Raw genomic sequence first — 16,098 nt, forward strand, 5'->3', positions numbered from 1 at the left:
CTCGGACCCGGGCCCCTTTAGGGCGCCGGTGATCCCTACGGCAGCGCGTGCACGTGGGCGCCCACCGAGGACGACCACGCGTTGCCGGCCGCCGCGTCCCAGTTCGTCGACCAGGTCATCGCGCCCCGCAGGTCGGGGTACGCCGTCGACGGCTTGAAGGAGCCGCAGTTGGTGAGCTTGGTCAGGCAGTCGAGGGCGTTGTTGACCACGGTCGGCGAGACGTAGCCGCTGCCCGCCGCGCTGGTCGACGCCGGCAGGCCGAGGCCCACCTGGGACGGCGACAGACCGCCCTGGAGCTGGATGCAGGCGAGCGCGGTGAGGAAGTCCACCGAGCCCTGGCTGTACACCTTGCCGTCGCAGCCCAGCATCGAACCGCTGTTGTAGTACTGCATGTTGACGACGGTGAGGATGTCCTTGATGTTCAGGGCCGTCTGGAAGTACCCGTTGGACGTCGACTGCATGTCGATCGTCTGCGGGGCCATCGTGATGACGAGCGAGGAGCCCGCCTTCGACGACAGGGAGCGCAGCGCCTGGCTCATGTAGGTCGCGTTGATGCCGTTCTCCAGGTCGATGTCGACGCCGTCGAAGCCGTACGTCTGCATCAGCGAATAGACGGAGTTGGCGAAGTTCGTCGCGGACGTCGAGTCGCTTACCGAGATCGTGCCGTTCTGGCCGCCGATGGAGATGATGACCTTCTTGCCGGCCGCCTGCTTGGCCTTGATGTCGGCCTTGAACTGGTCGACCGTGTACCCGCCGAGCCCGGAGGAGTCGAGGGTGAAGCTCACCGCGCCCGGTGTGCTGGTCGCGTCCGCGAAGGCGACGGCGATGATGTCGTACGAGGACGGCACGTCCGAGATCTTCTGGACGGTCGCGCCGTTGTTGAAGTTCTGCCAGTAGCCCGTCACCGCGTGCTTGGGCAGCGAGCCTCCGCCGCTGCCGCCGGACGCGGTCGTCGTCGCCGTCACCGCCGTCGACTTCGCCGACTCACCCGCCGAGTTGGTCGCGGTGACCTGGAAGGAGTACGCCGTCGAGGCCGCGAGTCCGGTGACCGTGGCCGAGGCGCCGGTGACCGCCGAGACCTTGGTGCCGTTCTGGTAGACGTTGTAGCCGGTCGCGCCCGACACCGCGCTCCAGGACAGCGACGCGGAGGACGACGTCGTACCGGAGACCGCGAGGCCGGTGGGGGTCGCGGGGACGGTCGGGGCCGGGTCGGAGCCGCCCCCGCCGTCGGGGCCGTAGACCGAGAAGTCGTCGGCGTAGTAGGCGGCCTGGCCGTACCAGCCGTGCGTCCAGACCGTCACCGAGGTGGTCGAGGCGCCGGTGGTGAAGGTCGTCGACAACTGCGTCCAGGACGTGTTCGGGGTCCAGGTCGACACGTCCGTGGTGCCGGTGCCGGTCACACCGAGGTAGGTGTAGGAGCCCTGCACCCACGCGCTCAGCGTGTAGGTGGAGCTGGCCTTGACCGCCACCGTCTGGCTGCACTGGGCGTAGTCCTGCCCGGCCGGGGTCGCCTTCAGCGCGGCGGCACCGGAGTGGACGGGGGAGGAGACGGTCGTACCGCTGGCCGCGGAACAGGTCCAGTTGGACAGGGCCGACTCGAAGCCGGGGTTCTTCACGTTGTTGACGTCGGCGGCGGAGGCCGGCGCGGAGGCCAGGCCCGCCATCGCGAGTGCCGTGGCGAGAGCGGCCACGGCCGACCAGGTGCGGATGCGTCGCTGTCCGGCATGCCGGGACACGAGCCGGGGGATGAGTCTGGGCATGACAATCAAGGTGGTCCAGACCAATTCACGTGTCAATAGGTCCAGACCAAATTCAAAGGTCCGGGGAGGCGGAACGGGCCCCGGTCATATGCTCAACCTGTCCCGGTTTGGCGTTACTTGTGTGGTCACGGATCCCAGACAGCTACACAAACGCTGTTCTCCGGTCACAGGTGCGTGGTTACAGTGCTGAGGAAGTCACGCAATGAAGTCGTCCCGGCTCATTGGAGTAACACCGGTGGGCCGCCGGGTGTGAAGAGCGGGGAGCTGCGCGTGCCAACTGCCATTGCCGTGACCAGTGCCGACATGGCGCTGCCGGTCCAGGACGAGCGGACCATGCCCGCGGTCGTGCTCCGGGACCTCGACCGGCGCCCGCTCGAACAGACCCTCGCCGAGTTCGTGGCCCTCATCGAGCAGTACGGACATGTGGTCGTCCTGTACTCGGACGCCGTCCCGGAGGCCGTGACCAGGCGGCTGCACACCCTCCGCTCCCTCCTGGAGAGCGACCGGATCGCGCTGTTCCGCCCCGACCTGCCGCCGCTCGGCATCGCCGTCCTGGCCCGGCAACTGCGCCAGCTGGCCTCCTGCGACCTCAGCCCCGGCGTGCTCGCGTCGGCCGGCCGGCTGCTCACCCACTACATCCACTCCGGCGCCGTCCTCGGCTCCGTCGCCAAGCTGGACCGCGTCCCGGTCGGTCTCAAGGCGCACGCCAAGTCCTGGATGCCCGGCACCCAGTTCGGGATCGTCGCCCACCCCGAGCCGCAACTCGTCCGGATCGCCCCGGAGGCCGTGCTGAACGGCCCCGAGTTCAGTACCTGGATGCTGGTCGCCAAGGGACAGCTGCAGTCCGACTGGATCGGCGGCCTCGCCAAGGCCTGGGGCGCGCACGGCCTGCGCGAGACCCCGCTGCCCGCCGAGTCGTCCGCGTGGTGGGGCACCGGCCGGATGATCGAGTTCACCAGCTACCTCGCCGACCTGTCGGTCCTCTACCAACTGGTCACCTCGGTACGGCAGACCAGCTGCCACTGGTGCGGCATCGACGTCATCGGCGACCGCTGCGTCTTCTGCTCCGCCACCCCGCCCGTCTACGATCCGCCGCCGCCCCGCGCGCTGGCACAGCGGACACCCGCCTGACGCCCCGGGGCGGCGGCCGCCCCCGGACGAACCCGTACCACCCACCGCTCGGTTCCCCCACTTCCCCCGATGAGGTCGCACGGTCCATGAACTCCCGTCAGCGCCGCGGCGTGATACTCCTGATCCTGTCGGTGATCTGCGCGCTCGGCGCGTTCGCCGGCGTGCTGTCGGTCATCGACAACGCGAAGTCCGAGGTCGGCCCCAAGGTCACCGCCTATGAACTCCGGTCCGACGTCGCGCCGTACACCACGTTGAGCGCGAGTCAGTTCAAGAAGATCTCGATGCCCAAGCGGTGGCTGTCCGCCAACGCCGTCACCAACCTCGCCCAGATCCAGGGCAAGATCGCGATCACCACGCTGAAGCAGGGCTCCCAGCTCCAGACCGACATGATCGTCGACCAGCCCGAACTCAAGGCGGGCCAGCAGGAGGTCGCGATCCTGATCGACGCGGCCACCGGGGTCGCCGGCAAGATCACGCCCGGCTCGCTGGTCAACGTCTACGCCACCTTCGAGGGCAAGCAGCAGAGCGACCCCGACCAGTCGAAGATCATCGTGACCAACGCCCGCGTCCTGGACGTCGGCCAACTCACCTCGCTGGAACCGGACAACAAGAACCAGCAGCCCACCGACGCCGTCCCCATCACCTTCGCGCTGTCCACGCTCGACGCCCAGCGCCTCACCTACGCGGAGTCCTTCGCCCAGCGGGTCCGGCTCGCCCTGGTCGCCCCCGGCACCACGACCACCGTGCCGGACAAGGACCGTACCTACGAACTCGCGACGGACAAGTGAGAGGCGCCTTCCATGCCCATCAGGATCCTCCCCGCCGTCGGTGACGCGGACGCCGTCCGCTCCCTGGTCTCCCTGCTCAGCCAGCTCCCGGACGCCGAACCGCTGGCCCCCGTCGTCGACTCCACGCAACTCGTCGACACCCTCGCCCGGGCCGCCGCCGAGTCCGTCGACGAACTCCCCGAGGTCGTCGTCGTCCACGAACGCATCGGCCCCGTCCCGGCCCTCGAACTGATCCGCGAGGTCGCCCTGCGCTTCCCCGCCGTGGGCGTCGTCCTCGTCACCACCGACACCAGCCCCGGCCTGTTCGCCGCCGCGATGGATTCCGGCGCCCGCGGCCTGGTCGGGCTTCCGCTGAGCTACGAGGAGCTGGCCGGCCGCGTCCAGGCCGTCGCCCAGTGGTCCACGGGCGTACGACGCCATCTCGGCCACGGCGCCGACGTGTTCGCCGGCGTCGGCGGCACCGTCGTCACCGTCAGCGGCGCGAAGGGCGGGACCGGCGCGACCGTCGTCGCGGTCCAGATCGCCCTCGCCGCGCAGGCCTCCGGCCACTCCACCGCCCTCGTCGACCTCGACCTCCAGACCGGCGACATCGCCTCCTACCTGGACGTCCAGTTCCGCCGCTCGGTCGCCGACCTCGCCGCGGTCAACGACATCTCCCCGCGGGTGATGGCCGAAGCCGTCTTCCGCCACGACACCGGGCTCGCCCTGCTCCTCGCACCCGCCGAGGGCGAACGCGGCGAGGAGGTCACCGACCGCGCCGCCCGCCAGATCCTCAGCGCCCTGCGCTCCCGCTACGAGGTGGTGATCGTCGACTGCGGCGCGCAGCTCGGCGGGGCGGGTGCGGCGGCCGTGGAGACCGCGGACCTCGCCCTGCTGGTCACCACGCCGGACGTGGTCGCCGTACGGGCGGCGAAGCGGACGGTGCGGATGTGGGACCGGCTGCAGATCCGCAAGGCCGAGGAGACGACGGTGGTGGTCAACCGGTACACGCGCGGTACGGAGATCCAGCCGGCGCTGATCCAGCGGATCACCGGGACCGCGCTGGTGGGGACACCGATCCCGGCGAACTTCAAGGAGCTCCAGGGGGCGGTGGACGCGGGCCGGATGCACGAGCTGGACTCGCGGAGCACGGTGAAGCAGGCGATCTGGGGGCTGGCCGGGGAGCTGGGGCTGGTGCGGACGGCAGAGGGGACACCGCCACGCCGGTCCGGGACACGGGCCCGGGGCGGGGAGCGGGCGGCGGTGGGGTTCCGGCGGCGGAAGGAGCTGCCGTGAGAGGCCGTTGGCCGGGCGCGGCTGTGTGGGGGCCGAGCGCGCAGTTCCCCGCGCCCCTTCGGGGCGCTCAGCGCCCCTTCAGGGGCGCGGGGAACTGCGCGACCAGCCCCCACCGGCCCGCAGCCGATCGCGGACAGGTCTCCATCGAACTCCTCGGCATGACCCCGGTCATCATCCTCACCCTGGTGCTCATGTGGCAGGCCGTCCTCGTGGGGTACGCCTTCACCCTCGCGGGGAACGCTGCCGACGAAGGCGTACGGGCGGGCACGGCCGTACCCCGGAGCGAACGGTTCGGTGTCTGCCAGAGCGCCGCGCTGAAGGACCTCTCCGGGGCCTGGCGGGAGGGAGCCACAGTGGAACAGTGCGACGGCACCGGCACGGTGACCGCGGACGTCTCCCTGCGCGTCCCGGTACTGTTCCCCGGCTCGATCGACTTCCCCGTCACCGTGCACGGCCACGCCGGCACGGTGGAGGAGGTGAAGCACTGAGATGCGCCCCCGTCGGCACCCTCCGCGGCACCCCCGCGACCGCGGCCAGGCCGCCATCGAGTACCTCGGCTTCCTCCCGATCCTGCTCCTCGTCGGGCTGGCCGGCATCCAGCTCGGCGCCGTCGCCTACGCCGCCGAGCAGGCCGGGACGGCGGCGCGGGCGGGGGCCCGCGCCGCCTCGCTGGAGGAGGACGTCGGCGCCGCCTGCTCGTCCGCGGTCAGCAGCGGGATCGACGTGAGCTGCGCGTCCTCCGGCGGCGGCGACTCGGTCACCGTCACCGCCACGGTCCACATCCCCAAGATCGTCTGGGACCTCGGCAACGCCACCAAGTCCGCCACGATGCCCGTCGACCACTGAACGAGGAGTACGGCACCATGAGCCTGCGGGCACGCATCAACTCCCCCGAGGAGCACGGCAGCCGGGGTGAGGACGGCCACATGGTCTCCTCCTACCGGGCCAAGCTCCTGGAGGAGATCGACCTCGCGGAGATGAGCGCGCTGGCCGCCGCCGAGCGCCGGGCCCGTCTCGAACGCGTCCTCGGCCACATCATCAGCCGCGAGGGCCCGGTCCTGTCGACCGTCGAACGCTCCCAGCTGATCCGCCGGGTCGTCGACGAGGCCCTCGGCCTCGGCATCCTGGAACCGCTCCTCGAAGACGCGTCGATCACCGAGATCATGGTCAACGGCCCCGACGCGATCTTCGTCGAACGCGGCGGCCGCGTCGAGCAGTTGCCGCTCCGCTTCGTCTCGGCGGACCAGCTGATGCAGACCATCGAACGCATCGTCTCCACGGTCAACCGCCGCGTCGACGAGTCCAACCCGATGGTCGACGCCCGCCTCCCCTCCGGCGAACGCGTCAACGTCATCATCCCGCCGCTCTCCCTGACCGGCCCCATCCTCACCATCCGCCGCTTCCCGCGCTCCTTCACCCTCCAGGAGCTGATCGGCTTCGGCTCGCTCGACGAGCACATGGTGTTCCTGCTGGCGGGCCTGGTGCAGGCGAAGTTCAACATCATCGTCTCCGGGGCCACCGGCACCGGAAAGACCACCCTGCTGAACGCCCTCTCCGGTCTGATCCCGGCCCACGAACGCATCATCACCATCGAGGACTCCGCCGAACTCCAGCTCCAGCAGTCACACGTGGTCCGCCTGGAGTCCCGCCCGTCGAACGTCGAGGGCAAAGGCCAGGTCACCATCCGCGACCTGGTCCGCAACTCGCTGCGGATGCGCCCCGACCGGATCGTGGTCGGCGAGGTCCGCGGTGGCGAATCCCTCGACATGCTGCAGGCCATGTCCACAGGCCACGACGGCTCGCTCGCCACCGTCCACGCCAACAGCGCCGAGGACGCCCTGACCAGGCTCCAGACACTGGCCTCCATGTCGGACGTCGAAGTTCCCTTCGTCGCCCTGCACGACCAGATCAACAGCGCGGTCGAGGTCATCGTCCAGCTGACCCGGTTCGCCGACGGCGCCCGCCGGATCACCGAGATCGCCGTCCTCGACAGCCACGGCAGCGAGCCGTACCGGCTGGCGACGGTGGCCCGCTTCGACGCCCAGCCCATGACCCACGACGGCCGGGTCTACGGCGCCTTCCAGTACTTCCCGCTGCCACGCCGCACCGCCGACCGCCTCTACATGGCGAGCCAGCCGATCCCGCAGGCCTTCGGCGTGGCCCAGCACTTCGACCAGCTCACCACCCGAGAAGCCCGGTAGGCGGCCCATGTCCCTCCACGACCTCGTCTCCCTCACCACCGGCATCACGCTGCTGGCCTGCATCCTGGCCGTGGTGGGCCTGCACACCTACGCCTCCGGCCGGGCCCAGCGCGCCGCCCTGGTGGACCGCCTCTCCTACACCGGCCAGGCCCCGCTCACCGGGCGCCGGCGCCGCTTCCGCAACCTGGACCGGCGCCTGCGCGGCACGTCGATCGGCCGCCGCCTGGAACTCCGCCTGGCGGCAACGGGCCTGGACGTGACGCCCGGCGAGTTCCTCGTCTACATGCTCGCCACCGTCGTGGCCCTCTGGCTCATCGGCCAGGCCGCCCTCGCCCCCTTCTTCGGCCCGATCGCCGGCCTGCTCGGCATCTTCGCCGCCGTCCAGTTCCTCAACTGGCAGCGCCAGAAACGCATCGAGCGGTTCATCGCCCAACTCCCCGAACTGGCCCGCATCCTGGCCAACGCCACCCACGCCGGCCTCGCCCTGCGCACCGCGATCGGCATGGCGGCGGAGGAGCTGGAGGCCCCGGCGGGCGAGGAACTGGGCAGGGTCGCCGACCAGTTGGCGATCGGCCACTCCATGGACGACGCGCTCGGCGAGCTCGCCGACCGGCTCCCCTCCCGCGAACTGGTCGTCCTCGTCACCACGCTCGTCCTCTCCAACCGGGCGGGCGGCCAGGTGGTCTCCGCCCTGCGCAACCTGACCGAGACCCTGGAGGAGCGCAAGGAGACCCGCCGGGAGATCCGCACCCAGCTCTCCCAGGTGACCATGACGTCGTACGCCGTCCCGGTCCTCGGCGTCGGCGCCCTGTTCCTGATGAACGGGGTCAAGGACGACACCCTGGCACGCATGACCGGCACCGGGCTCGGCCAGGCGGCCGTGATCATCGCCTTCGGCCTCTATGCCGTCGGCTTCGTCCTCATCCGCCGCCTCAGCCGCATCGACGTATAGGTAGAGGTGGTATGTCACATGGCACTCCTCCTGGCTCTCCTCATGGCCCTCGCCGTCTACGGCGTCTTCGCGGGCATCCGCATGTACCGCGCGGACGCGAAGCTCCCCGCCGACCTGGCGATCGCCCTGGAGGTGGGCGCCACCCGCACCGGCGCCGCCAACTCCCTCATCGACCGCATGGGCATGCGGTACGCCCCCGCCGTGCTCCGCCTGATGGGCCCGCGCCAGGTGGCCAAGTACCGCCGCAGGATCGACCTGGCGGGCAACCCCGGCGGCCTTACCATCGACCGCTACGCGGCCCGCCGCGCGGTCTACGGCGCCCTCGGCGGCACCGGCTTCGTGGTCTTCCTCCTCCGCGGCCAGTGGCTGGTCGCCGTCCTGCTCCTCCTCTTCGGCGCGTTCTGGACGGAGGTCGGCATCTGGTCGGCGATCCGCATCCGCAAGGACGTCATCGAACGCACCCTGCCGGACTTCCTGGACGTCCTCGCGGTGGTGGTCGGCGCCGGCCTCGGCTTCCGCCAGGCCCTGGACCGGGTGGCCACGCACTACGAGGGCCCCTGGGCCGACGAACTCCGCATCACCCTCCGCCAGCTCGACCTCGGCATGAGCCGCCGCCAGGCCTTCGCGGAACTGCGCCGGCGCAACGACTCCGAACAGGTGGCGATGTTCGTGACGGCGTTGCAGCAGGGCGAGGAACTGGGTGCGCCGATCGTCGACACCCTGGTCGCGCTGGCCAAGGACATGCGCCGCACCGACGCCCAGAACGCCCGCCGCAAGGCGGCCCGGGCGGTACCGAGGGCCACCCTCATGATCACCACGTTCATGGTCCCGGCGACGCTGCTGCTGCTGGCCGCGGGCCTGCTGCTGGGCTCGGGGATCGACTTCGGGTCGGTCACGGGGAAGTAGGCGGAGGCGATGACCGTGGCGACCAACGAGCACGGGAAGAAGACCGAGCCCCGCACCACCGGAGCGGACGGCGAGAAGGTCGAGATCCGCGCCCTGCAGGCGATGTGCCGTCAGGTCTTCGGCCTCCGCCTGGCGATGATCGCCGTGGCGACCCCCGCCGCCCTCCTCAACGCCACCCCCGGCCTGGGCGCCCGTCTGGTCGGCTCGGCAGTGGTCGTCACGTTCATGGTCTCGTACGTCCTCTTCCGGGACTGGCAGCGCTTCGGCCCCCTCCTCCTGCGCCACCCCACCCTGCTGGCCGCCGACACCCTCTTCGGCTCCCTCCTCCTGATCTCGGCGGGCCCCGACACCACCCTCGCGTACGTCAGCGTCTGCACCCCCCTCCTCGCCGGCCTCCTCTACAGCTGGCGCGGAGCGGCGGTCTTCGCCTCGCTCCAGTCGCTGATCCTCCTGGTGGCGCAGGAGACACTGAGGCACCACTCGGTGCTGGCCGAGTCCCTTCTCCTGCCCGGCCTCTGCGTCATCACCGGCGCGATGGGCTCGACCCTGCGCAACCTGATGCTCCGCTTCGGCGCCGCCACCGAGGCCCTGACCGAGACCCGGGCCCGCCTGGCCGCGACCGAGGCGGCGAGCGCGGAACGCGCCCGGCTGGCCCGCGAGATGCACGACTCGGTGACCAAGACGCTGTACGGCGTGGCGCTGGTCGCCGACGGTCTCGCCGCGTCGGCGGCCGCGCCCGCGGACCGTCTGGACCCGGCCCTGATCAGACAGCAGGCGGAGCTGCTGGCGAGGGCGGCGCGCAGGGCCGCGGCGGAGTCCCGCGAACTCCTGACGGACCTGCGCGGCGGGACGGAGGCAGGCGACGTACTGCCCCAACTGGAGTCGCTGACGGCGGGCTTCACCGCGCGCACGGCCCTCCCCGCGAAATACGACGGCCCCGCCGCACCGGTCCCGCTGCCGCCCCCCACCGCCCGCCAGCTGCTGGGCATCGCGGCGGAGGCCCTGGAGAACGCGCACCGCCACGCGCACGCGACGAGGGTCGACGTACGGGCCGCCGCCACCCCCACCCACCTGGTGGTGACGATCCATGACGACGGCCGGGGCCTCCCCCCGGACACGACGCTCGAAGACCTGCGCCGCACCGGCCACTTCGGCCTGCTCGGCATGACGGAACGGGCGGCGTCGGTGGGCGCCCGTATCCAACTGACCACCGACAAGGGCACGGAGGTCCGAGTGGAGGTGCCGCTGACATGACCGACGACTTGACCGACGAGCCGGGGGGACTGCGCGTCCTGGTGGCCGACGACAACCCGGTGATCCGGGCAGGCCTGACGGCCGTCCTCTCCGCGGCGGACGACCTCACGGTGGTGGCGGAGGCCGAGGACGGCCGCGCGGCCTACGAGGCGGCCCTGCACCACCGTCCCGACGTCATCCTCCTGGACGTCCGCATGCCCGGCGTGGACGGCATGGCGGCCCTGCCCCACCTGGTCCGCGTCGCCCCGGTCATGATGCTGACGTACAGCGACGAGACGGACCTCGTGCAGGAGGCGGTCCGGCTCGGCGCCGGGGGCTACCTGGTCCACGGCGAGTTCACGACCCAGCAGCTGACACAGGCGGTACGGGACGTGGGCCGGGGCCGCCCGCACTTCACACCGACGGCGACGAACGCGTTGCTGGCGCATGTCAGAAGCCATGCAACTGCACACGCAGGACCAGAACTACGAGCTCTACCTAAGGAATCATCCCCCAAAAGGCTTTCGCAATTGCAATCGACTATGGGACAGTCATCTCAGTCCCGGTTTCAACTGAGCGGCAGGGAGGCGGAGATCATGGACCTCATCGCGTCCGGCATGAACAACCAGCAGATCGCCGCCGTCTGCTTCATCAGCGAGAAGACGGTCAAGAACCACATCAACCGCATCTTCGCCAAGCTCCACACCACCACCCGCGCCCTGGCGACGGCCAAGTGGCTGGGGGTGGCCTGAGATGAACAGGATGAACTGGGTCCGGATTTGGGTCCTGGGACCCTCCGCGGATGGGTATGTTCCGCCGTACGTTACGAGGATCGGAACCGAACCCGGAGGGGAGCACCATGAGCGACCTGATGCTGAGGATGCTTGTCGCAATGCAGCGCCGTGCCGACGACCGGGGTCAGACCGCGGTCGAGTATCTGGGGATCATCGCGGTGGTGGTGGCGATCGTGCTTGCCGTTACGGGTACCAGCATCGGCCAGACGATCCTCACCAAAATCACTGCGGAGATCAACAAGATCACGTGATGCCTGCTCGCCGCTACGGCGACTCGGGGCAGGCCTTCCCTATCTACATCACGGTAGTGGGAGGCCTGCTCTTTCTCGCGCTCGCGTACCTCGCGGTCGGCCAGGCCGCGGTGAACCGGAACGGTGCCCAGACGGCCGCCGACGCGGCGGCCCTCGCCGCGGCCATGAACACGCGTGACGAGCTTGCGGACCAGTGGGTGAAGGACGTACTCGACCCGACCAAGTGGCAGGACATATTCGACGGCAACGTGGACGTCGCGGATTCCTGCTGGCGTGCCGCCCAACTGGCGTCCCAGAACGACGCGACGGCTCAGTGCACATCCGAACCGCCACTGAGTTACAAGGTCGATGCCGAGACGAACAAGACCGTGGGCGACTCCGTCGTGCCGGGGACCGAGAACATGAGGTCGACGGCACACGCCACCGCCGTGATCGAGTCGATCTGCAAGTTCAGGCTGTCCGGTGCGGTCGGCGTACTGCCCGAACTCACCTGCAGGGACCGGAACTGGACCCTGGACCCGGCCGACCTCACGGATCTCCCGGGTCCCGAGGACCTCTTCGACGTCCATCTGGCCGACTGACAAGCGAATCGACGAGTGAAGAAGGAAGCGGTGCGATGAGCATTCGGTTCACTGCGATGGCTCGCAGGGGGACGGTCGCGTTGCTGGTCGCGACCGGTCTGGCCGTGGCAACCGGCTGCGGCGGTGGGAGCGACGACAAGGCGGACAAGCCCCAGACGTCGGCCTCCGCCTCGAAAGGCAGCGGATCGAACCCGAGCGCTCAGGAAGGCCAGTCCGAGACGCCATTGGCCGAACTCAAGGGAACGGACGGCCTTCTCCTGCAGGTCACCTCTGCTCAGCGGGACTCGGGTGGCTTCGTCACCGTCAACGGGGACATCAAGAACGACGGCGCCAACTCGGTTGTCATCCCCGCTCAGGTCAGCGGTGACGAAACGGAGATCACCAAACACGGCTTCTCCCTCGGCGGGGCCACCTTGGTGGACTCGAAGGGGAAGAAGCGCTACTACGTCCTCCGTGACACGGACGGTCGACCGCTCACCAGTACCGGCATCACGAATGTGGACGCCGGCCAGACCATCCCCGTCTTCATGCAGTTCCCCGCCCCGCCGGCGGACACCACCGAAGTGACCCTCCAACTCCCCACCTTCGCCAGCGGCACCATCAAGATCTCCGGGTGAGGCCGAAGTGACCACACCACGCCTCCCCCTGACCCTGGGCGCCGCGACGCTCCTCCTCGTCGCGAATCTCTACGGCGCGACGACCGCCCGTGCGGACGGCGGCGACCCGAGCGTCCCCCCGGGCACGGAACCCTCCGCCAGCGCCCCCGTGAAGATCGACCCGACCGACCCAGACCTGAAGCTCCCCGAGGGCGCCACCCTCGCCGCACCCAAGGTCCTGGACATCAAGTCGGTCGTCGAGGACCAGAGCGGTGACGAGCGCCGTACGGACACCAACACGGACGTGACGTTCGCCCTCCAGGCCGAGGTGCTGTTCAGCAAGGACAGCGCGAAGCTGAGCGAGGCCGCGAAGGCGCGGATCGGGGCGATCGCCGACGAGATCAGGAAGCAGAACCCGACCCAGGTCCGCGTCTTCGGCTTCACCGACAACCTGGGCACCTCGGCCCACGGGGACGTCCTCTCCCGCCAGCGCGCCAACGCCGTACAGGGCGTCCTGGACCAGGACCTGAACGACCCGAACATCACCTTCGACGTCCGCGGTTACGGCGAGCAGTACCCGATCGCGGACAACTCGACGGAAGAGGGAAGGAAGAAGAACCGCCGGGTGGAGGTCACGTTCCCGCGGACCGGCTCCTGAAGATCTTCCACGGCACGGCTCGGCCCCCGACGGTCATCCACCCCGCCCCTCCTCGACACTCACATTCACACTCACCCTCGCCCCCGCCTCCACACCCCACCCAGCCATCGCCCCGGCCTCCGCCTCCAGCACATGCCGGGAACGGAGCCGGGGCAGTCCGAGACGCCCCGGCCGCATGGTGCGCACGGCGATGACCTTGAGGCGGCGATCCAGATAGGCGACATCGATCGCCATCCGCATCCGAAAGGTGTGGATCCCGTTGGCGGGCGACAGCAGAATCGCGCCGTCAAGACCGTCACGCCCCAGCAGCCCTCTGGTACGCGCACGAATGGAGGCGGCGATCTCCAACGGAACAGCCGTCACCCCACCCCCACCACCATGCACGAGCAACGTCCCGCGCCCGTCTCGCCACCGCCCCACGCTCCACCCCTTCCATGGCTCCGCCACAGGTGTTCGCTCCGACCGTATCCACAATGCGGGTGACAGGTGATGTGGCGACCGATGTCCCGGCTGAGGCGAGGCTCCTCCGGCCTCTCCGAGGTCTGGACACGTGTCACCCGAGTCCGCGGATATCGTTGAGCGGATCAAGAGACCTCTAGCCCCACCTGGAGCCCCCCGGTGAACCGCCCTGCCCGGCTTCCCTCCGCCGTGCCCACCACCTCTGCGGTCCTGCTTCCGGCCGCCCGCAGTTCCTCTGACTCGGAGACCCGCGTGAAGAGGAATGCACATGGCTGACCGTCTGAAGGTCGACGGCACCGAACTGGACAGGTTTTTCAAGGACTTGAAGAAGGCGCAGGAGTCGTTCACAGCGTTGCAGAAGGTGTTGCACGACCCAGGGGTCAACGGCCTCGGCACGGACGACCTGGACAAGGCGTGTGACCGGTTCCAGGAGGACTGGCACTACGGGGCGAAGGAGATCGCCGAGCAGATCGGGGAGCTCACGGACATCACGAAGAAGGCGAAGGACGACTTCCACGAGGTGGACGTAGCTCTGGAGAAGGCGTTGGAGAAGGCCCGGAGCAAGGGCGGGGGCAAGTGACGGTCGCGAACCCCTACCCCCATCTCGGCTTCAACCCGGTGCCCGGCAGCACCGACCTGGTGCGGGAGATCCACCGCAAGCTGTCCGACTGCGCCAAGGAGATGGAGAAGGCGCACTCCAAGGTCACGAAGCTGATGAACGGCAGCTACTGGGAGGGAGACGCGGCCGTCGCCTTCCGGGAGCAGCTGGAGGGTGGCCCGTTGCCGCTCAACCTGAAGAACGGTGCCCACTCTGTCAACAAGGCGGCGAGGCACCTGGATCTCTGGGTCACGGAGCTGGAGGAGTTCCAGCGGCGCGCGAAGAGACTCGACGGCGAGGCCAAGGACGCCCGCGAGGCATTGCAGCGGGCCCAGGGGCACGCGGACGCGGCGGAGAGGACCGCGGGCAAGAGCAAGGCCCGCGATGGCGCCGACTCGGCCCTGCACAAGGCGAACAACAAGGTCACGGCGGCGCAGGGGGACCTGGACGACGTACTGAAGCGCGCCCGCTCCCTCGCCGGCGAGCACGAGGAGACCGCCCGCAAGCGGGCCCGGCACATCAGCGACGCCACACACAAGCTGGCGCCGCACGAACCGAACGCGTGGGACAAGTTCACCGACTGGCTGGGCGACAACCTCCCCGACATCCTCAGCGCGTGCGCCGCCGTCCTGGGTGTGATCGCACTGCTGGGCCTCACGGCCATCGCGCCCTGGATGCTGTTCCTGGCGGCGGGCCTCCTCAGTGGAATGGCCTTCGGCCTCCGGGTCAGCGACCCCGAAGTCCTGGCATCACTGGAGGACGGCTTCACCAAGGGTGAACTGGACGTCGACTTCTGGGGCAACCTGCTGGGGGTCGCGGGGGACTTCCTGGGGATGCTGCCGGGGTTGGGGGCGGTGGCAAAGGGGGCCATGAAAGCCCCTGAGTTGCTGGCCGCCACGGCAGGATCGGTCGGCGAGGCCGAGGAAGTGTTGACCCTCGGGCAGAAGATTGCCAAGGCCGGAGCCAGAGCGGGGACCTCGATCAAGACGGTGGGCGTCTCGGTTCGGACAGAGGCCGCGGCAGCCGAAGGGGCTGTGAGCCTTCTGTCTCATCCCCGTGTGTTCGGCGGACGGCTGGCGCCGATCGTCGAAAAGGTCGACAAGCCGGCTACGATCCTGGGGGCCGGCACAGCCGTCTATGGCGTCGCCAGCAGCTTCGCTGACGCCCTGGACAACGACACGGCCAAGACAGTCAGCAGCCTTCTCGACGGACCGAGAACCTTGGGCGTCGACGTTCCGGCCACAGCGGGCGCGCTCCACTTCCTGCTGCGTGGCGCGGGGGAAGCGTCATGAGCGCTGTCGCCTACATGATCGACGACTCGGCCAGGAGCAAGGACGTCGATGTCTGGTTCGCGTTGCCTCCGGGATTCGTGCCACTTCCGCTCGACGAGTTGGCGGCGGCAACGCGTGATGTGGCACAGGCGGAAGATCCGGTGACCGGTCTTGGTCCGGTGCTCCGACTGGCCCAACTGCTTCTGGAAGCCGGCGCGGTGCACTGTTGCCTGGGGCTTCACGCGGACGATGAGGGGGACGGCGGACCGTTGCTGTCTCTTTTCACGCTTGCCTGGCGTGGTACCGACTGGGCTCCGCGCAGTGTCCTCGCAGGACGGGCGGCCGCTGGTACGGAAGGGGCCGAGCACATCGAAACGCTGGACCTGCCGTGCGGTCCGGCCTCGCTCGTGCAGACGCGTCTGCACGAGCCACCAGAGCTGGGACTCGGCGCCCCTGATGGACTGCTGCAGGTCACAGCATACGTTCCGTGTCTCGACGGCAGACGTGTCGCGATCCTCTCACTGGCCACAACGGAGGTCGAGCACGCTCGGCACTACCGAGATCTGCTCAGGGACATCGCCGGTACGGTCAGTTTCGAAGACCCGCTTCCGGAAGCGTCCGACGACGAACCCGACAAGGAATGA

The 16,098-nt window shown here is 69.5% G+C and carries 19 protein-coding genes; 17 read left to right on the plus strand and 2 right to left on the minus strand.

All coding sequences use genetic code 11. The features are described 5' to 3' along the window. Nucleotides 1-35: 35 nt before the first annotated feature. Nucleotides 36-1,760 carry a chitinase gene (locus KVT45_RS25700; protein ID WP_217551298.1) on the minus strand — a complete coding sequence of 575 codons (1,725 nt, stop codon included), beginning with the start codon at nucleotides 1,758-1,760 and terminating at the stop codon, nucleotides 36-38. Nucleotides 1,761-2,063: 303 nt separating this feature from the next. Here KVT45_RS25700 and KVT45_RS25705 point away from each other — a divergent pair, with 303 nt between their 5' ends. The 14 genes from KVT45_RS25705 (at nucleotide 2,064) to KVT45_RS25770 (ending at nucleotide 13,126) form a co-directional block, all read left to right on the plus strand. After that, complete coding sequence (locus KVT45_RS25705; RefSeq protein ID WP_254647361.1) at nucleotides 2,064-2,891, plus strand: hypothetical protein; 828 nt, start codon at nucleotides 2,064-2,066, stop codon at nucleotides 2,889-2,891. 86 nt (nucleotides 2,892-2,977) lie between these two features. Further along, nucleotides 2,978-3,679, plus strand: coding sequence for a Flp pilus assembly protein CpaB (gene cpaB / locus KVT45_RS25710; RefSeq protein WP_217551302.1), 702 nt, complete (start codon nucleotides 2,978-2,980; stop codon nucleotides 3,677-3,679). Nucleotides 3,680-3,691: 12 nt separating this feature from the next. Beyond that, a complete protein-coding gene (locus KVT45_RS25715; RefSeq protein ID WP_217551304.1) occupies nucleotides 3,692-4,954 on the plus strand; it encodes a P-loop NTPase in 1,263 nt (420 codons plus the stop codon). 158 nt (nucleotides 4,955-5,112) lie between these two features. Continuing rightward, a complete protein-coding gene (locus KVT45_RS25720) occupies nucleotides 5,113-5,442 on the plus strand; it encodes a pilus assembly protein (protein WP_217551450.1) in 330 nt (109 codons plus the stop codon). Between the two features lies 1 nt (nucleotide 5,443). After that, nucleotides 5,444-5,800: a TadE/TadG family type IV pilus assembly protein gene (locus tag KVT45_RS25725; RefSeq protein WP_217551307.1), complete on the plus strand. Its 357-nt coding sequence runs from the start codon at nucleotides 5,444-5,446 to the stop codon at nucleotides 5,798-5,800. 17 nt (nucleotides 5,801-5,817) lie between these two features. Continuing rightward, on the plus strand, nucleotides 5,818-7,155 hold the full coding sequence (locus tag KVT45_RS25730; protein WP_217551309.1) for a CpaF family protein: 1,338 nt from the start codon (nucleotides 5,818-5,820) through the stop codon (nucleotides 7,153-7,155). 7 nt (nucleotides 7,156-7,162) lie between these two features. Further along, nucleotides 7,163-8,107, plus strand: coding sequence for a type II secretion system F family protein (locus KVT45_RS25735; RefSeq protein WP_217551311.1), 945 nt, complete (start codon nucleotides 7,163-7,165; stop codon nucleotides 8,105-8,107). An 18-nt stretch (nucleotides 8,108-8,125) separates the two neighbouring features. Then, nucleotides 8,126-9,013, plus strand: coding sequence for a DUF5936 domain-containing protein (locus KVT45_RS25740; RefSeq protein WP_217551313.1), 888 nt, complete (start codon nucleotides 8,126-8,128; stop codon nucleotides 9,011-9,013). A gap of 102 nt (nucleotides 9,014-9,115) precedes the next feature. Continuing rightward, the gene (locus KVT45_RS25745) at nucleotides 9,116-10,267 is read left to right on the plus strand and encodes a sensor histidine kinase (protein WP_217551452.1); all 1,152 of its coding nucleotides are present in this window, start codon (nucleotides 9,116-9,118) and stop codon (nucleotides 10,265-10,267) included. Further along, entirely contained in the window at nucleotides 10,264-10,998 is a 735-nt protein-coding gene (locus KVT45_RS25750; RefSeq protein WP_217551315.1) for a response regulator transcription factor, read from the plus strand. Before KVT45_RS25745 ends, KVT45_RS25750 begins: the two co-directional genes overlap by 4 nt. Before the next feature lie 107 nt (nucleotides 10,999-11,105). Then, on the plus strand, nucleotides 11,106-11,291 hold the full coding sequence (locus KVT45_RS25755) for a hypothetical protein (RefSeq protein ID WP_217551317.1): 186 nt from the start codon (nucleotides 11,106-11,108) through the stop codon (nucleotides 11,289-11,291). Continuing rightward, nucleotides 11,291-11,872 (plus strand): pilus assembly protein TadG-related protein, encoded by a 582-nt coding sequence (locus KVT45_RS25760; RefSeq protein WP_217551318.1) that lies wholly within the window; start codon nucleotides 11,291-11,293, stop codon nucleotides 11,870-11,872. Before KVT45_RS25755 ends, KVT45_RS25760 begins: the two co-directional genes overlap by 1 nt. A 35-nt stretch (nucleotides 11,873-11,907) precedes the next feature. Continuing rightward, a complete protein-coding gene (locus KVT45_RS25765) occupies nucleotides 11,908-12,489 on the plus strand; it encodes a hypothetical protein (RefSeq protein WP_217551320.1) in 582 nt (193 codons plus the stop codon). A gap of 7 nt (nucleotides 12,490-12,496) precedes the next feature. Next, on the plus strand, nucleotides 12,497-13,126 hold the full coding sequence (locus tag KVT45_RS25770; protein WP_217551322.1) for an OmpA family protein: 630 nt from the start codon (nucleotides 12,497-12,499) through the stop codon (nucleotides 13,124-13,126). Between the two features lie 33 nt (nucleotides 13,127-13,159). On the opposite strand, the gene KVT45_RS25775 is transcribed toward KVT45_RS25770, so the two are convergent. After that, nucleotides 13,160-13,546 carry a DUF192 domain-containing protein gene (locus tag KVT45_RS25775; RefSeq protein ID WP_217551324.1) on the minus strand — a complete coding sequence of 129 codons (387 nt, stop codon included), beginning with the start codon at nucleotides 13,544-13,546 and terminating at the stop codon, nucleotides 13,160-13,162. Nucleotides 13,547-13,853: 307 nt separating this feature from the next. On the opposite strand from KVT45_RS25775, the gene KVT45_RS25780 reads away from it, so the two are divergent. The 3 genes from KVT45_RS25780 to KVT45_RS25790 are packed head-to-tail and all read left to right on the plus strand — an operon-like array spanning nucleotide 13,854 to nucleotide 16,098. Further along, entirely contained in the window at nucleotides 13,854-14,165 is a 312-nt protein-coding gene (locus KVT45_RS25780) for a hypothetical protein (RefSeq protein WP_217551326.1), read from the plus strand. Next, nucleotides 14,162-15,475 (plus strand): hypothetical protein, encoded by a 1,314-nt coding sequence (locus KVT45_RS25785; protein WP_308310863.1) that lies wholly within the window; start codon nucleotides 14,162-14,164, stop codon nucleotides 15,473-15,475. The genes KVT45_RS25780 and KVT45_RS25785 overlap by 4 nt, the downstream gene beginning before the upstream one ends. Further along, nucleotides 15,472-16,098 (plus strand): hypothetical protein, encoded by a 627-nt coding sequence (locus KVT45_RS25790; RefSeq protein ID WP_217551328.1) that lies wholly within the window; start codon nucleotides 15,472-15,474, stop codon nucleotides 16,096-16,098. Before KVT45_RS25785 ends, KVT45_RS25790 begins: the two co-directional genes overlap by 4 nt.

This window comes from Streptomyces sp. GbtcB6 (genome assembly GCF_019091475.1).
GTDB classification, from domain to species: domain Bacteria; phylum Actinomycetota; class Actinomycetes; order Streptomycetales; family Streptomycetaceae; genus Streptomyces; species Streptomyces hyaluromycini.

Bases quoted from the DNA above. Each gene is read 5' to 3' on its own strand.
- KVT45_RS25700 (WP_217551298.1), bottom strand. From the start codon at position 1,760: ATGCCCAGACTCATCCCCCGGCTCGTGTCCCGGCATGCCGGACAGCGA.
- KVT45_RS25715 (WP_217551304.1), top strand. From the start codon at position 3,692: ATGCCCATCAGGATCCTCCCCGCCGTCGGTGACGCGGACGCCGTCCGC.
- KVT45_RS25745 (WP_217551452.1), top strand. From the start codon at position 9,116: ATGTGCCGTCAGGTCTTCGGCCTCCGCCTGGCGATGATCGCCGTGGCG.
- KVT45_RS25780 (WP_217551326.1), top strand. From the start codon at position 13,854: ATGGCTGACCGTCTGAAGGTCGACGGCACCGAACTGGACAGGTTTTTC.
- KVT45_RS25750 (WP_217551315.1), top strand. From the start codon at position 10,264: ATGACCGACGACTTGACCGACGAGCCGGGGGGACTGCGCGTCCTGGTG.
- cpaB (WP_217551302.1), top strand. From the start codon at position 2,978: ATGAACTCCCGTCAGCGCCGCGGCGTGATACTCCTGATCCTGTCGGTG.
- KVT45_RS25725 (WP_217551307.1), top strand. From the start codon at position 5,444: ATGCGCCCCCGTCGGCACCCTCCGCGGCACCCCCGCGACCGCGGCCAG.
- KVT45_RS25720 (WP_217551450.1), top strand. From the start codon at position 5,113: ATGACCCCGGTCATCATCCTCACCCTGGTGCTCATGTGGCAGGCCGTC.
- KVT45_RS25755 (WP_217551317.1), top strand. From the start codon at position 11,106: ATGAGCGACCTGATGCTGAGGATGCTTGTCGCAATGCAGCGCCGTGCC.
- KVT45_RS25735 (WP_217551311.1), top strand. From the start codon at position 7,163: ATGTCCCTCCACGACCTCGTCTCCCTCACCACCGGCATCACGCTGCTG.
- KVT45_RS25790 (WP_217551328.1), top strand. From the start codon at position 15,472: ATGAGCGCTGTCGCCTACATGATCGACGACTCGGCCAGGAGCAAGGAC.
- KVT45_RS25765 (WP_217551320.1), top strand. From the start codon at position 11,908: ATGAGCATTCGGTTCACTGCGATGGCTCGCAGGGGGACGGTCGCGTTG.
- KVT45_RS25730 (WP_217551309.1), top strand. From the start codon at position 5,818: ATGAGCCTGCGGGCACGCATCAACTCCCCCGAGGAGCACGGCAGCCGG.
- KVT45_RS25760 (WP_217551318.1), top strand. From the start codon at position 11,291: ATGCCTGCTCGCCGCTACGGCGACTCGGGGCAGGCCTTCCCTATCTAC.
- KVT45_RS25705 (WP_254647361.1), top strand. From the start codon at position 2,064: ATGGCGCTGCCGGTCCAGGACGAGCGGACCATGCCCGCGGTCGTGCTC.
- KVT45_RS25740 (WP_217551313.1), top strand. From the start codon at position 8,126: ATGGCACTCCTCCTGGCTCTCCTCATGGCCCTCGCCGTCTACGGCGTC.